Origin of the sequence: Mycobacterium sp. E342, from assembly GCF_001667665.1 — a bacterium.
Classification (GTDB): Bacteria; Actinomycetota; Actinomycetes; order Mycobacteriales; family Mycobacteriaceae; genus Mycobacterium.
Genome location: NZ_LZJM01000111.1, coordinates 1 through 13,613 on the forward strand (window position 1 = coordinate 1; position 13,613 = coordinate 13,613).

Consider the following 13,613-nt stretch of genomic DNA (forward strand, 5'->3'; position numbering starts at 1 on the left):
CCGGCAGCGTCACCGACATGCTGGCCAAGCTGGCCGAGGGTATCGCGGTCGACGGCATGGAGGCGCTGCTGCCGGTGATGGCGGGCTCGGCGCCCGAATGCCGGGCGGCCAGCGCGGCGGCCCGTGCGCGGACGTCGTCGGTCAGCAGCAGTTCGCGGCAGGCCACCGCGATGACCGTGTCGACCTCGATCTCGGGAATCGAACGCTGGTCGGCGACGGCGAACATCCGCATCTCGCTGACCTCGTCGCCCCAGAACTCGACGCGGACAGGGTGCTCGGCGGTGGGCGGGAAGACGTCGAGAATTCCGCCACGGACGGCGAACTCGCCCCGTCGGCCCACCATGTCGACCCGGGTGTAGGCCAGCTCGACCAGCCGGGCGACCACATCCTCGAAGGCGATCTCCTGCCCCACGCTCAAGGTGACCGGCTCGACCAGCCCCAGCTGCGGCGTCATCGGCTGCAGCAGCGAGCGCACCGCCGTCACCACCACCCCTAGTGGCGGACCCAGCCTGGCGTCGTCGGGGTGGGCCAGCCGGCGCAGCACGGTCAACCGGGCGCCGACGGTGTCGACGCCCGGTGAGAGCCGCTCGTGCGGCAGGGTCTCCCAGGACGGGAAGGACGCCGCGGCGTCGCCGAAGACGCCGCGCAGCTCGGCGGTCAGGTCATCGGCTTCGCGCCCGGTCGCGGTGACTACCAGCAAAGGACCCGACCGCGCCAGCGCACTGGCGACGAACAACCGTGCGCTGGCTGGACCCACCAGGCGAAGCTCGGCCGGTCGTTCGGCCGCGCTTTCGATCAGCTGCTGGAAGGTCGGCGCGGTGAGCGCCAATTCAACGAGCCCCGCGATCGGGGGTTCTGGGCGAGCACGCCCCGGTGCGGTCATGATGAATCCATTCTAGGGGCGCCAAGATTCGTCAATTTCGAGCCCGGCGCCGTCAAGGGATCGTAAGGATCAGGGGAGACGGCTCACCGCGGGCGCACGTTGTATTCATGACATTGCTGGACATGCTGCCGTCCATCGGTGACGCGGCGCCCCCGCTGTGCGCCGGCGCCGGACGCCACGCCCCGGCCGGCGTGGCCGACGAGGCCGATTTCCGGGAGCGCGCCCGCCGTTGGCGCAAAGCGCTGCGGGGTGCGCGCGTCGTCTACTTCGGCCGGTCGCCGCTGACCACCGGGGTCGCGCGCTTCGTACGCGAACAGGGCCTCGGCATCGGCGTCCGCTCGGACGGCGAGCTGGCGGCCGCCCTCGCCGCGGGGACGGACCCGGTACGCATCGTCGCGCACCCAGGATCGCCCGAGTTGTTGCGCGACGCGGTGGGCGCCGGCGTCGGGCGCATCGTGCTGGACTCGCCCATCGAGGCTCCCCACGTCGCCGGCCCGGCGCGGCGTGGGCCGGCGCGCACCACGTTCGACCTGGTGGGCCTGCACTGCCGGCCGGATCCTTCGGCCGCCCAGGCCGGCGCCCTGGCCCGCTACGACGAGGCGATCCGCCGGACGATTGCCGCCATGGCGGACGTCCGCGCCCGGCACGACATCATCCTCACCGAACTTCACTTGGGCGGTGACCAGGCCGACCCCTACGTCGTGGGCGGATCGGAACCCGGTGCCGACGAGCTGGCCGCCATCATCGAGGACGCGCTCGACGAGGCCTGCGCCGCAGAGCATTTCCCCCGGCCCGTCGTCGCGGTGGGTGTGACGCTGACCGCATGAACCCGCCGGGCCGAGTCCCTACTGGTCCTGCAGCCTGGGGTCGGCCTCCAGATGGGTCAGCCCGTTCCACATCAGGTTGACCAGGTGCGCGGCGACCACTTCTTTCTTGGGCTCGCGGGTGTCGAGCCACCACTGCGCCGTCATCGACACCGAGCCCACCAGCGCCTGCGCGTACAGCGGCGCCAGCTCCGGGTCCAGGCCGCGACGCGCGAAGTCGCCGGCCAGGATGGAACTGACCTGGCTGACGGCGTCGTTGAGCAGGCTGGAGTAGGTGCCGGAGCTGATCGCGGCCGGCGAGTCGCGGATCATGATCCGGAAGCCGTCGGTGCGCTCCTCGACATAGGTCAGCAGCGCCAGCGCGACCCGCTCGACCCGCACCCGGGACCGGTTGTTGGTCAGCGACGACGTGATGCCGTCCAGCAACGCCGACATCTCCCGGTCGACGACCACGGCGTACAGCCCCTCCTTGCCGCCGAAATGTTCGTAGACGACCGGCTTGGACACGTTGGCGCGCAACGCGATCTCCTCGATCGAGGTGCCCTCGTAGCCGCGTTCGGCGAACAGCGAGCGTGCGATGCCGATGAGTTGCTGTCGGCGCTCGCTGCCGGTCATCCGCGCGCGCGGCGCGCGCACCTCCTTGTCCGGCTCCTTATCGAGAACAGCCACGTCAATCAGCGTATAGCGTCGCCGGGCCCGAACAGCCGGTCTTTCCCTCGGCGCCGCGGTCGGCCCGCACACCGTCTAAAGTCTTGGGTTGGCGCGGTCTGCCGCCCGGTCCGTCGTGGTGTAATCGGCAGCACCTCTGATTTTGGTTCAGATAGTTCAGGTTCGAGTCCTGGCGACGGAGCACGGCTCTTTGCCTCCAGCGTGGATCTCTTTGCCTCCAGCGCGGATGAAGTGCAACGCTTGACGGCGTGTCGTCCTATGGACGCGACGTCCCCGCCGGGGGTGAGGAGAGTTGATGGCGTCTCGTGGTGATACCGCGGTCCTGGTGCTCGCGGCCGGGCCCGGCACCCGGATGCGGTCGGACACCCCCAAGGTTCTGCACGAGATCGGCGGGCGCAGCATGCTGTCCCACCTGCTGCACGCCATCACCAAGGTCGCGCCGCAGCACCTGGTCGTGGTCCTGGGCCACGACCATCAGCGCATCGCACCGCTGGTGGCCGAATGGGCCGACGCCCTGGGCCGCGGCATCGAGGTCGCCCTGCAGGACCGGCCGCTGGGCACCGGTCACGCGGTCCGCTGCGGCCTGTCCGCGCTGCCCGACGACTACGCCGGCGTGGTCGTCGTGACCTCCGGCGATACGCCGCTGCTGGACCCCGACACCCTGGCGGGCCTGATCGCGACGCACAACGCCGGGCCTGCCGCCGCGACCGTGCTCACCACGACCCTGGACGACCCCACCGGTTACGGCCGCATCCTGCGCACCCAGGACAACGAGGTCACCGCGATCGTGGAACACGCCGACGCGACCCCGTCCCAGCGGGAAATCCGCGAGGTGAACGCCGGGGTGTACGCCTTCGACGTCGCGGCGTTGCGCTCCGCGCTGAGCCGGCTGAGCTCCGACAACGCCCAGCATGAGCTCTACCTGACCGACGTCATCTCGATCCTGCGCGGGGACGGGCGGGCCATCCAGGCCCAGCACGTCGACGACAGCGCCCTGGTCGCCGGCGTCAACAACCGCGTGCAGCTGGCGCAACTGGGCGCCGAGCTCAACCGCCGCATCGTGGCCGCCCATCAGATGGCCGGGGTGACCATCGTCGACCCGGCGACCACCTGGATCGACGTCGACGTCACGATCGGGCGCGACACCGTCATCCACCCGGGCACGCAGCTGCTGGGGCGCAGCCAGGTCGGGAGCCACTGCGTCGTCGGCCCCGACACCACACTCACCGACGTCACGGTCGGCGACGGCGCGTCGGTGGTGCGCACGCATGGCACGTCGTCATCGATCGGCACTGGGGCCACGGTCGGCCCGTTCACCTACCTGCGGCCCGGCACCGTGCTGGGCGACGAAGGCAAGCTCGGGGCGTTCGTCGAGACCAAGAACTCCACGATCGGCACCGGCACCAAGGTTCCGCACCTGACCTACGTCGGGGACGCCGACATCGGCGAACACAGCAACATCGGGGCGTCGAGCGTCTTCGTCAACTACGACGGCACGTCCAAGGCCCGCACCACCGTCGGCTCGCACGTGCGCACCGGGTCGGACACCATGTTCGTCGCCCCGGTGACGGTCGGCGACGGGGCGTACACCGGCGCGGGAACCGTGGTCCGCGACGACGTCCCGCCGGGCGCGCTGGCCGTGTCCGCGGGCCCACAGCGCAACATTGAGGGCTGGGTGCAGCGCAAACGACCGGGCAGCGCGGCCGCCGAGGCGGCCGAGAAGGCGGCACAGGCCGTCGAAGAGAAATCCGAGCCCGAACAGACACCGTGATGTCGGTTTCTGGTAACCCGGCCACTTTTCCGTACGATTCGCTACGTACGATTGGCCATCCACTTTTGATCCGAACGGCGAGGGCAGTGCGTTGAGCCACGACTGGACCGACAACCGCAAGAACCTGATGCTCTTCTCCGGCCGTGCGCACCCGGAGTTGGCCGAGCAGGTGGCAAAGGAGCTCGACGTCCACGTCACCGCTCAGACGGCGCGCGAGTTCGCCAACGGCGAGATCTTCGTGCGGTTCCACGAGTCGGTCCGCGGCTGCGACGCCTTCGTCCTGCAGTCGGCCCCGGCGCCGGTGAACGACTGGCTGATGGAACAGCTGATCATGATCGACGCGCTCAAGCGGGGCAGCGCCAAGCGGATCACCGCGGTGATGCCGTTCTACCCCTACGCCCGGCAGGACAAGAAGCATCGCGGCCGCGAACCGATCTCGGCGCGGCTGGTCGCCGACCTGCTCAAGACCGCGGGCGCCGACCGGATCGTGACCGTCGACCTGCACACCGACCAGATCCAGGGGTTCTTCGACGGGCCGGTCGACCACATGCGCGCCCAGAACCTGCTGACCGGGTACATCCGCGACAACTACCCGGACGGCAACATGGTGGTCGTCTCCCCCGACTCGGGCCGGGTGCGCATCGCCGAGAAGTGGGCCGACGCATTAGGTGGCGTTCCCCTCGCCTTCATTCATAAGACCCGTGACCCGCGGGTGCCCAACCAGGTGGTGTCCAACCGGGTCGTCGGCGAAGTGCAGGGCAGGACCTGCGTGCTCATCGACGACATGATCGACACCGGCGGCACCATCGCCGGCGCGGTCAAGTTGCTGCGCGACGAGGGCGCCGGTGACGTGATCATCGCGGCCACCCACGGCGTGCTGTCCGACCCGGCCGCCGAGCGGCTCGCCGCGTCCGGCGCGCGGGAGGTGATCGTCACCAACACGCTGCCGATCGGCGAGGAGAAGCGTTTCCCCCAGCTCACGGTTTTGTCCATCGCGCCGCTGTTGGCCAGCACCATTCGCGCCGTCTTCGAAAACGGCTCCGTGACGGGGCTGTTCGACGGGGACGCCTAGATGGCTGCACAGCCCGCCGAGGCCGTCATCTACCACAACCCCCGGTGCAGCACCTCCCGTAAAACGCTGGACCTGTTGCGCGACAACGGTTTTGAGCCGAAGATCGTCGAATACCTGAAGACCCCGCCGTCGCGCGCGGAGCTGGCTCGCATGATCAAGGATTCGGAGATCGACGTGCGGACCGCGGTGCGCAAGAAGGAATCGCTGTACGCCGAGCTCGATCTGGCCGATGCGACCGACGACCAGTTGCTCGACGCGATGGCCGAGCATCCGATCCTGATCGAGCGGCCGTTCGTCGTCACACCGAAGGGCACCCGGCTGGCCCGGCCGGTCGAGCAGGTCCGCGAGATTCTGTGAGACGTGCGTGTGCGATCACGGCCATGGCGCTGACCCTGCCGGCAGTGGCATGCGGACCGAAATCTCCTGACTATTCATCGATCTGGTCGACGACTCCGACCACCACGACCACCACGACGAGGGTGGAAAAGCCCGTACCCCTGTCGCAGTATCTGCAGAACATCGGCGTGACTGGCCAGCAAGTGGCGCCGGGCAACCTGCCCGACCTCACGGTCTCGATCCCGACGCCCCCGGGCTGGACGGCGGCGAACAATCCGCACATCGCGCCTGAGACCGTGATGATCTCCAAGGGCGGCAAGTACCCGACCGCCCGGCTCGTGGTGTTCCTGCTGCGCGGCGATTTCGATGCGGCCCAGGTGATCCAGCACGGCAACGACGACGCTCAGCTGTTCGAGAACTTCAAGCAGCTGGACGCGTCGTCGACGCCCTACAACGGCTTCCCTTCGTCGATGATCCAGGGCAGCTATGACCTGGACGGCACGCGGCTGCACAGCTTCAACCGGATCGTCATCGCGACCGGGTCTTCGCCCGCTCACCAGCGATACCTGGTTCAGCTCACCATCACCGACCTCGCCAACGAGGCGGTCGCGCAGTCCACCGACATCGAGGCGATCATGCGGGGGTTCGTCGTCGCCGCGAAGTGAATGACGGTGTGGCCGGATTAGGCTCGTCAACCATGACCAACTGGACCGCCGCAGACCTGCCCTCGTTCGCCGGGCGCACCGTGATCGTCACCGGAGCCAACAGCGGCCTGGGCGCGGTGACCGCCGGGGAGCTGGCGCGGCGGGGCGCGACGCTCATCATGGCCGTCCGCGACGTCCGCAAGGGCGAGAAGGCCGCGCTGCAGATCAGGGACTCCCGCACGGGCCCGGTCGAGGTGCGCTCGCTCGACCTGCAAAACCTCTCTTCGGTGCGCGAATTCGCCGACGGGGTCGACACGGTCGACGTGCTGATCAACAACGCGGGCATCATGGCCGCCCCGTACCGGCAGACCGTCGACGGCTTCGAAAGCCAGATCGGCACCAACCACCTCGGGCATTTCGCGCTCACCAACCTGCTGTTGCCCAAGCTCACCGATCGGGTGGTCACCGTGTCGTCGATGGCGCACTGGGCGGGCCGGATCAGCCTCGACGACCTGAACTGGAAGACGCGGCGCTACTCGCCCTGGCTGGCCTACAGCCAGTCCAAGCTGGCCAACCTGCTGTTCACCAGCGAGCTGCAGCGCCGCCTGGACGGGGCAGGTTCCGCGCTGCGCGCGCTGGCCGCCCACCCCGGCTATTCGCACACCAACCTGCAGGGGGCCTCGGGCCGCAGGCTGGGCGACGCGATGATGTCGGCGGTCACCCGGGTCGTCGCCACCGACGCCGACTTCGGGGCCCGGCAGACGCTGTACGCGGCGTCGCAGGACCTGCCGGGCGACACGTTCGTCGGGCCACGATTCGGGCAGACCGGCCGCACCCAACCGGTCAGGCGCAGCCGGCGGGCACAGGACCGCGCGATGGCGACGGCGCTGTGGGAACTATCCGAGCAGCTCACCGGCACCAAATTTCCGCTCTGAGGTGCGCATGCGCTAACCTGACCGGGCGTCACGGCGAGGGTGGCTGGGCAACCAGCACCGTTATCGACGGAGACCGACGAACTGTCGCGACCCTGGCCGTGCCCCACACTCAGGCACCGAGCACACAGGAGCGACACGATGGCCAAGTCCGCGGGCAACCAACTCACCGCCACGGTACGAACCGAGACCGGCAAGGGCGCGTCCCGCCGAGCCCGCCGCGAAGGCAAGATTCCCGCCGTCCTCTACGGCCACGGCGCCGACCCGCAGCACCTGGAGTTGCCGGGCCACGACTTCGCGGCGGTGTTGCGCCACGCCGGCACCAACGCGGTGCTGAGCCTGGACATCGACGGCAAGGAACAGCTGGCGCTGACCAAGGCGCTCGACATCCACCCGATCCGCCGCACCATTCAGCACGCCGACCTGCTGGTCGTGCGCCGTGGCGAGAAGGTGGTCGTGGAGGTCAACGTCGTCATCGAGGGCGACGCCGAACCCGGCACGCTGGTCACCCAGGACACCAACACCATCGAGATCGAGGCCGAGGCCCTATCGATCCCCGAGCAGCTGACGGTGTCGGTGGAGGGCGCCGAGCCCGGCACCCAGTTCACCGCCGGACAGATCGAGTTGCCGCGGGGCGTCAACCTGATCTCGGACCCGGAGACGCTGGTGGTCAACGTGGTGGTCGCGCCGACCGCCGAGGACCTCGAGGAAGAGGGCGCCGGCGAGGTTGCCGGGGGCGAAGCCGCCCCGGCGGAAGAGGAGGCCGGCGAGGCCGAGGCGCCCGCGGGCGAGTCCGAGTAGGCGGATCGCAACGTGGCCGAGCCGTTGCTGGTGGTCGGCCTGGGCAACCCCGGAGACAACTACGCCCGCACCCGGCACAACCTCGGGTTCATGGTCGCCGACCTGCTCGCCGACCGGTTGGGCTCGAAGTTCAAGGTGCACAAGCGGTCCGGGGCCGACGTGGTCAGCGGTCGGCTGGCGGGGCACTCGGTGCTGGTCGCCAAGCCGCGCTGCTACATGAACGAGTCCGGCCGCCAGGTCGGGCCGTTGGCGAAGTTCTATTCGGTGCCGCCGGCCGACATCGTCGTCGTCCACGACGACCTCGACCTCGATTTCGGCCGGATCCGGCTCAAGATCGGCGGCGGCGAGGGCGGCCACAACGGCCTGCGCTCGGTGGCGTCCGCGCTGGGCACCAAGGAGTTTCAGCGGGTCCGCATCGGTATCGGCCGGCCGCCGGGACGCAAAGACCCGGCGGCGTTCGTGTTGGAGAACTTCTCGGCCGCCGAGCGCGGCGAGGTCCCCACCATCTGCGAGCAGGCGGCCGACGCCACCGAGTTGCTGATCGAGCTGGGGCTGGAGCCGGCGCAGAATCGCGTCCACGCCTGGTAGGGCCGCCCCTAGGTGACCAGGGTCGCGGAGTGCGACCGGCGCAGCTTGCCCGACGGTGTCTTCGGGATGGTGCCCGGCCCGAGCACGACCACGTTGCGCGGCCGCATGTCGACCTCGGCCACCACCTCGCGGGCGACCTGGTGCTCGATCCGACGCACCTCGGCCGGGTCCTGCCAGGCGTTGGACTCGACGGCGACGGCGAAGGTCTCGCGGGAGTGGCCGGCGTCCAGGCGCACGGCGACGGCGCACCCGGGCCGCACTCCCTCGACACGTCCGGCGGCCCGCTCGATGTCGGTGGGATAGATGTTGCGGCCCGCCATGATGATGACGTCCTTGACGCGGCCGCACACCACGACGTGTCCGTCCTCGGTCATGTAGCCGAGGTCGCCGGTGTCATACCAGCCGTTCTCGTCCTGCGCCGGGATGAAGCCGCCCATGGTCAAGTAGCCGGGCGTCAGCGACTCCCCGCGCAGTTCGATGACGCCGACGCCGCGCGGCGGCATCACGTCGCCGTTCTCGTCGATGATGCGGGCCTCGAGGTCCTGCAGCAGCGGGCCGAGCGTGGCCAGCCTGCGGGTGTTGCCCTTGGTGGCGGGCACCGCCCGGCGCAGCGCGGCCAGCAGGTCGGCGTCGACCTCGTCGACGACCAGGCCGGCGTTGCACTCCGAGAACGACACCGCCAGCGTGGTCTCGGCCATGCCGTAGGCCGGCAGGATCGCCGAGGGCCGCAGGCCGAACGGCTTGCCCGCGTCGAGCAGATCCTCGACATCGGCGGGCTCGACCGGCTCGGCGCCCGACAGGGCGAACCGCAGGGTGGACAGGTCGAAGTCGCCGGGCTTGGCGTTGCGGCGCAGCCGCTTGGCGAGCAGCGCGTAGGCGAAGTTGGGCGCCGCGGTCATGGTGCCCTTGTACTTGTCGATGAGCTTGGCCCACAGCAGCGTGTCGCGCAGGAAGTCCATCGGCGTGACCTTGACCAGCTCCGCGCCGAAGTACATCGGGATGGTCAGGAAGCCGACCATGCCCATGTCGTGGAAGCAGGGCAGCCAGCTGACCATGACGTCCTTGTCGACGTCGTACTGCGCGCCGATGAACATCGCCTCGGCGTTGGAGTAGATGTTGCGGTGGGTGATCTGGACGGCCTTGGGAGACCCGGTGGAGCCGCTCGTCAGCTGCATCAGCGCCAGGTCGTCCTCGCCGACCTCGATGGGGTCGATCGGATCCGACGCCAGCAGGTCGGCGACGGTGAGGACCTTGATGCCCTTCTCCTCCAGCACGGGGATGGCCACCAGGAAGGGCTCGGAGACGATGACGGCCTTGGCCTCGATCATGCCGATGACGTTCATGGTGTCTTCGGCCCACACGGCCAGGTCGGTGCGCGGGGTGGGCTGGTGCAGCATCGTCAGGCTGGCGCCGCGCATCCACAGGCCCTGCGCGGTCGGGGCGATCTCCACCGGGAAGCCGGCCAGCACGCCGACCGCGTCGCCCAGGCCGATACCGGCGGCGGCGAGGCCGCCCGCGATGCGGCGGGCGCGCTCGTGGACCTCGCCCCAGGTGTGGCGGACCGGCTCGTGGGGTTCACCGGTGACCATGCCCGTCGTCGCGTTGCGGGCATTGCGGTACATCTTCTCGGTAAACCTGCTCACACAAACCTCCTCGGTTCTGGCGCTCGCCACAACGCCCGGGATCTCATATTCCGCTCCCCGGGTAACGCTTGGGAGCAGGCACGCAAACACAGTCGGGCGGCAGTTAGGTCTCGAATCGGCGATGGGTCGACAGCCTGGCATCCGGCCATCCGATCGGCGCGAATCGGGCCACGAAAACGCCGGTGGGCCCGAAGTATCAGTCGTCCGCCGGAAACCCCGGCGGACGACGAAGTTAAGTGTTCGTGCTCAGCGCTACCCGTCACCGCGGATTATCTTAAACTCCTCTTAGGGAACAGCCCAAACGAATGCGCGTTTTGGGGCGATTTTCACACTTCGGTGGGGGCAGGCACCACGCGCGCGCCAGCCACCGGCCCGCTGGCGACGCGCACCGTGCGGCAGACGCCCGCGCCGGACACCTCGGTACCCACGTCGACGGCCGAGGCCGCCGAGGAGCACAGGAAGGCGCACGTCGGGCCGGAGCCGGACACGATGCCCGCCAAGGCACCGGCCTCGACCCCGGCGCGCAGGGTGCGGCGCAGCTTCGGGTGCAGGCTCACCGCGGCGGCCTGCATCTCGTTGCCCAGCAAGGACGCCAACTGTTCGGCGTCGCCCGCGGCCAGTGCCGCCAACACCGGTCCGGGCCCGGCAAGCCGCGGCGGGTCCCCCGCCTCCCGCAGCCGGTCCAGCTCGGCGAACACCGCCGGCGTGAGCAGCTCGCCGTCGGCGAACGCCAGCACCCAGTGGAAGGTGTTCCGGGACAAGACCGTGGCGAGTTCCTCGCCGCGGCCGGTTCCCAGCGCGGTGCCGCCGTGCAGCGCGAAAGGCACGTCGCTACCCAGCCGCGCGGCGAGCATCCGCAGGTCGCGGCGGGGCACGTTGAGCTCCCACAGCGAGTTCATAGCGACCAGCACGGCCGCCGCGTCGGCGCTGCCGCCGGCCATCCCGCCGGCCACCGGGATCGACTTGTCGATCATGATCGAGACGTCGGGCGCCCGGCCCACGTGCTCGGCCATGAGTTCGGCGGCCTGCCAGGCGAGGTTGCGCTCGTCGGTCGGCAGTTTGTCGGCGCCTTCCCCGACGAGCTCGAGGGAGAGCACGTCGGCGTTGCGGACCGTCACCTCGTCGAGCAGGGAGACGGCCTGAAAGACGGTCGTCAGCTCGTGGTAGCCGTCCTCGCGGCGGTCGCCGACCGCCAGATAGAGGTTGACCTTCCCGGGCACCCGGACGGTGACCGACCCGGTGGGCACCCACTGGGCGGCGGTATTGCCGTCAGTCATCGTCACCCACCGCAGCAGACTATCGCTGCGACCGGCCGACTACACGCAGCGCCGCCCCGGGAGACACTGCAGTCAGCTCGGGGACGGCTGCTGTTCGGCCGCGGGCGGGCCGGGCGCGGGGGCGGTGCCGGCCGACTCGGTCGATCGCCGCAAGAGCCGCACGAAGTCGTCGATGGACAGCGTCTCGCCGCGACGGGCCGGGTCGATGCTGGCGGCCAGCAGCCGGTTCGCCGACTCGTTGCCCGAGCCGGCCCACTCGACGAAAGCGTTGCGAACCGTCTTGCGCCGCTGCGCGAATGCGATGTCCACCAACTGGAACACCTGGCGCCGGAAGGCTTGGTCGGTGGGCCACTGCGCAGTGGCGTAGCGGTCGATGCGAACCAGCCCCGAGTACACGCGGGGAATCGGCCAGAACACCGTCGGCGACACCATGCCACACCGCCGAACCGTTCCGAAGAAGCGGACCTTGACGCTAGGCACGCCGTAGTCCTTGCCGCCAGGCTCGGCGGCCAGGCGTTCGGCCACCTCCGCCTGCACCATCACCGTCACGGTGCGGATGGACGGGAACTCGGATAGCAGGTGCAGCAGCGCCGGAACCGCGACGTTGTACGGCAGGTTGGCGACGACCGCGTTGGGCGCTGCGGCCAGCTCGTCCGGGCGCAGGGTCAACACGTCACGGTTGAGCACGGTCAGCCGCTGGATCTCGCTGTGCGAATGCTCGGTGACGGTCTGCGGCAGGCGGTCGGCCAGCACCGGGTCTATTTCGACGGCGGTGACGGTGGCGCCGCGCTCCAGCAAGGCCAGCGTCAGCGAGCCCAGGCCGGGACCGACCTCCAGGACGTGGTCGGTCCGGCCGACCCCGGAGGTCGAGACGATCCGGCGGACAGTGTTGGCGTCGTGGACGAAGTTCTGCCCCAGGGATTTCCGTGGCCGAAAATCAAGTTCTTTGGCAAGCCGCCTGATCTCGGTGCGACCGAGCAGCCGGATGGTCAGTTCGCACCAGCTCTTCCGCTGCACACCGGCCAGGCGCCCCAACCCTGGCGCTGCCGGGTCACCTCGGCGACCGTGATCTGTTCTTCTCGAGTCGCCAGGTCCGCGCGCGCGGCGAACCGCAGCCCGCCGTTGCGCTCCCAGGTGCCCTGGTCGAACTGCACGCCACCGTAGTAGCCGTTGCCGGTGTTGATCGCCCAGTTTCCGCCGGCCTCGCAACCCGCGATCGCGTCCCAGATGGATCCGTTGGTCACCGGTGGGACGTCGGTGCCGGGCTTGGTGCCCACCCGCACCACGGCCTCACGGGCCGGGGTGATCACCGTGTTGGCGATCGGCAACCGCCCGGTCTCGACGCCGTTGACGGTGGCCACCGCGAAGGTGACGTCCTGGGTGCCCGGGGCGCCCGGGTCTTCGACCACCTGGCGGCTCATGTTCATGTCCGGGTCCTCGACCCGGCGGGCGTTCGGCGGCAACGGCATCCGCTCGGTGACCCGCTGGATCCGGTTGCGGGTCACCTGGATCTCCATGCCGTCGACGATGGGTGACGACGCGCTCGGCACCGCCTGATCGCCCTCGAGCAGCGGCGCGCCGGCGGCGCTCAGCAGCCCCGCGACATTCGGTGCGGCCAGGTGCACCGTGCGGGTCGCGCCGCCGTCGGCGATGCGGACGGTCTTCGCGCTGACCACGGGCAGGGCCATTCCGGCCAGCGGGACCCGGCTGCCGCGGGAGGCCGCGGCAGGGGCGGTGTCGGTCATCGCGAGTTGGGCCAGCGCCTCGTCGACGGTCGACGCCGTCGTCCACACCTGCTTGGTGTCGCGGCCGTCCAGCGAGATCTGCAGTGGCCGGCTGCGCCGCAACACGATGTTGGCGGCGTCGTGTACCTTGACGTCTCCGGCGGGATACAGGTCGTCACGCTCGTCGACGGAGAAGCCGTTCTCCTGCACGATGTCGATCACCCGCGACTTCATCGTCGTGACCCGCATGGCGATTCCGTCGACGGTCAGCGTCACCGTCTTGCACGCGGAGACCGCGAATCCACCGGCGAACGCCAGGACTACGAGCAACCCTCCGACGACAAGCCGCAACATCGGCGACGGGGTTTGATGAAGTTTTGTTAATACAGTCAACGTGCGTCTATCCCGACCACAGCAAGCACTCCAACGACCTAATCAGCACCAAACGA

The 13,613-nt window shown here is 69.6% G+C and carries 12 protein-coding genes, 1 tRNA gene and 2 pseudogenes; 9 read left to right on the forward strand and 6 right to left on the reverse strand.

Going from position 1 to position 13,613, the window contains the following annotated elements; genetic code table 11:
- A pseudogene (locus A5692_RS07345) lies at positions 1 to 883 on the reverse strand (transcription-repair coupling factor); the annotation flags it as partial.
- A gap of 107 nt (positions 884 to 990) precedes the next feature.
- On the opposite strand from A5692_RS07345, the pseudogene A5692_RS07350 reads away from it, so the two are divergent.
- Positions 991 to 1,689, forward strand: a pseudogene (locus tag A5692_RS07350) (diaminopimelate decarboxylase); the annotation flags it as partial.
- A gap of 39 nt (positions 1,690 to 1,728) precedes the next feature.
- Here the strand turns inward: A5692_RS07350 and A5692_RS07355 are convergent.
- On the reverse strand, positions 1,729 to 2,322 hold the full coding sequence (locus A5692_RS07355; RefSeq protein ID WP_142393504.1) for a TetR/AcrR family transcriptional regulator: 594 nt from the start codon (positions 2,320 to 2,322) through the stop codon (positions 1,729 to 1,731).
- A 163-nt stretch (positions 2,323 to 2,485) separates the two neighbouring features.
- On the opposite strand from A5692_RS07355, the gene A5692_RS07360 reads away from it, so the two are divergent.
- The 8 genes from A5692_RS07360 to pth all read left to right on the forward strand — a co-directional run bounded on the left by A5692_RS07360 (position 2,486) and on the right by pth (position 8,520).
- Positions 2,486 to 2,557, forward strand: a tRNA-Gln gene (locus tag A5692_RS07360).
- 114 nt (positions 2,558 to 2,671) lie between these two features.
- The gene (gene glmU, locus A5692_RS07365; RefSeq protein WP_068054058.1) at positions 2,672 to 4,147 is read left to right on the forward strand and encodes a bifunctional UDP-N-acetylglucosamine diphosphorylase/glucosamine-1-phosphate N-acetyltransferase GlmU; all 1,476 of its coding nucleotides are present in this window, start codon (positions 2,672 to 2,674) and stop codon (positions 4,145 to 4,147) included.
- A gap of 91 nt (positions 4,148 to 4,238) precedes the next feature.
- Positions 4,239 to 5,219: a ribose-phosphate diphosphokinase gene (locus A5692_RS07370; RefSeq protein WP_068054062.1), complete on the forward strand. Its 981-nt coding sequence runs from the start codon at positions 4,239 to 4,241 to the stop codon at positions 5,217 to 5,219.
- Positions 5,220 to 5,576 (forward strand): arsenate reductase (glutaredoxin), encoded by a 357-nt coding sequence (gene arsC, locus A5692_RS07375; protein ID WP_068054066.1) that lies wholly within the window; start codon positions 5,220 to 5,222, stop codon positions 5,574 to 5,576.
- A gap of 23 nt (positions 5,577 to 5,599) precedes the next feature.
- A complete protein-coding gene (locus A5692_RS07380) occupies positions 5,600 to 6,220 on the forward strand; it encodes an LpqN/LpqT family lipoprotein (protein WP_068054068.1) in 621 nt (206 codons plus the stop codon).
- 32 nt (positions 6,221 to 6,252) lie between these two features.
- On the forward strand, positions 6,253 to 7,134 hold the full coding sequence (locus tag A5692_RS07385; RefSeq protein ID WP_068054116.1) for an oxidoreductase: 882 nt from the start codon (positions 6,253 to 6,255) through the stop codon (positions 7,132 to 7,134).
- A 138-nt stretch (positions 7,135 to 7,272) separates the two neighbouring features.
- The gene (locus A5692_RS07390; RefSeq protein ID WP_068054073.1) at positions 7,273 to 7,932 is read left to right on the forward strand and encodes a 50S ribosomal protein L25/general stress protein Ctc; all 660 of its coding nucleotides are present in this window, start codon (positions 7,273 to 7,275) and stop codon (positions 7,930 to 7,932) included.
- Between the two features lie 12 nt (positions 7,933 to 7,944).
- On the forward strand, positions 7,945 to 8,520 hold the full coding sequence (gene pth / locus A5692_RS07395; RefSeq protein WP_068054076.1) for an aminoacyl-tRNA hydrolase: 576 nt from the start codon (positions 7,945 to 7,947) through the stop codon (positions 8,518 to 8,520).
- An 8-nt stretch (positions 8,521 to 8,528) separates the two neighbouring features.
- Here pth and A5692_RS07400 read toward each other — a convergent pair whose 3' ends face one another.
- From A5692_RS07400 to A5692_RS07415, 4 genes are all read right to left on the reverse strand, one after another.
- On the reverse strand, positions 8,529 to 10,163 hold the full coding sequence (locus tag A5692_RS07400; protein WP_068054080.1) for a fatty acyl-AMP ligase: 1,635 nt from the start codon (positions 10,161 to 10,163) through the stop codon (positions 8,529 to 8,531).
- Between the two features lie 326 nt (positions 10,164 to 10,489).
- Positions 10,490 to 11,446: a 4-(cytidine 5'-diphospho)-2-C-methyl-D-erythritol kinase gene (locus tag A5692_RS07405; RefSeq protein ID WP_197514385.1), complete on the reverse strand. Its 957-nt coding sequence runs from the start codon at positions 11,444 to 11,446 to the stop codon at positions 10,490 to 10,492.
- Positions 11,447 to 11,512: 66 nt separating this feature from the next.
- Entirely contained in the window at positions 11,513 to 12,466 is a 954-nt protein-coding gene (rsmA, locus tag A5692_RS07410; RefSeq protein ID WP_068054118.1) for a 16S rRNA (adenine(1518)-N(6)/adenine(1519)-N(6))-dimethyltransferase RsmA, read from the reverse strand.
- Positions 12,430 to 13,557 carry a resuscitation-promoting factor gene (locus A5692_RS07415; RefSeq protein ID WP_197514386.1) on the reverse strand — a complete coding sequence of 376 codons (1,128 nt, stop codon included), beginning with the start codon at positions 13,555 to 13,557 and terminating at the stop codon, positions 12,430 to 12,432. Before A5692_RS07415 ends, rsmA begins: the two co-directional genes overlap by 37 nt.
- Positions 13,558 to 13,613 lie beyond the last annotated feature (56 nt).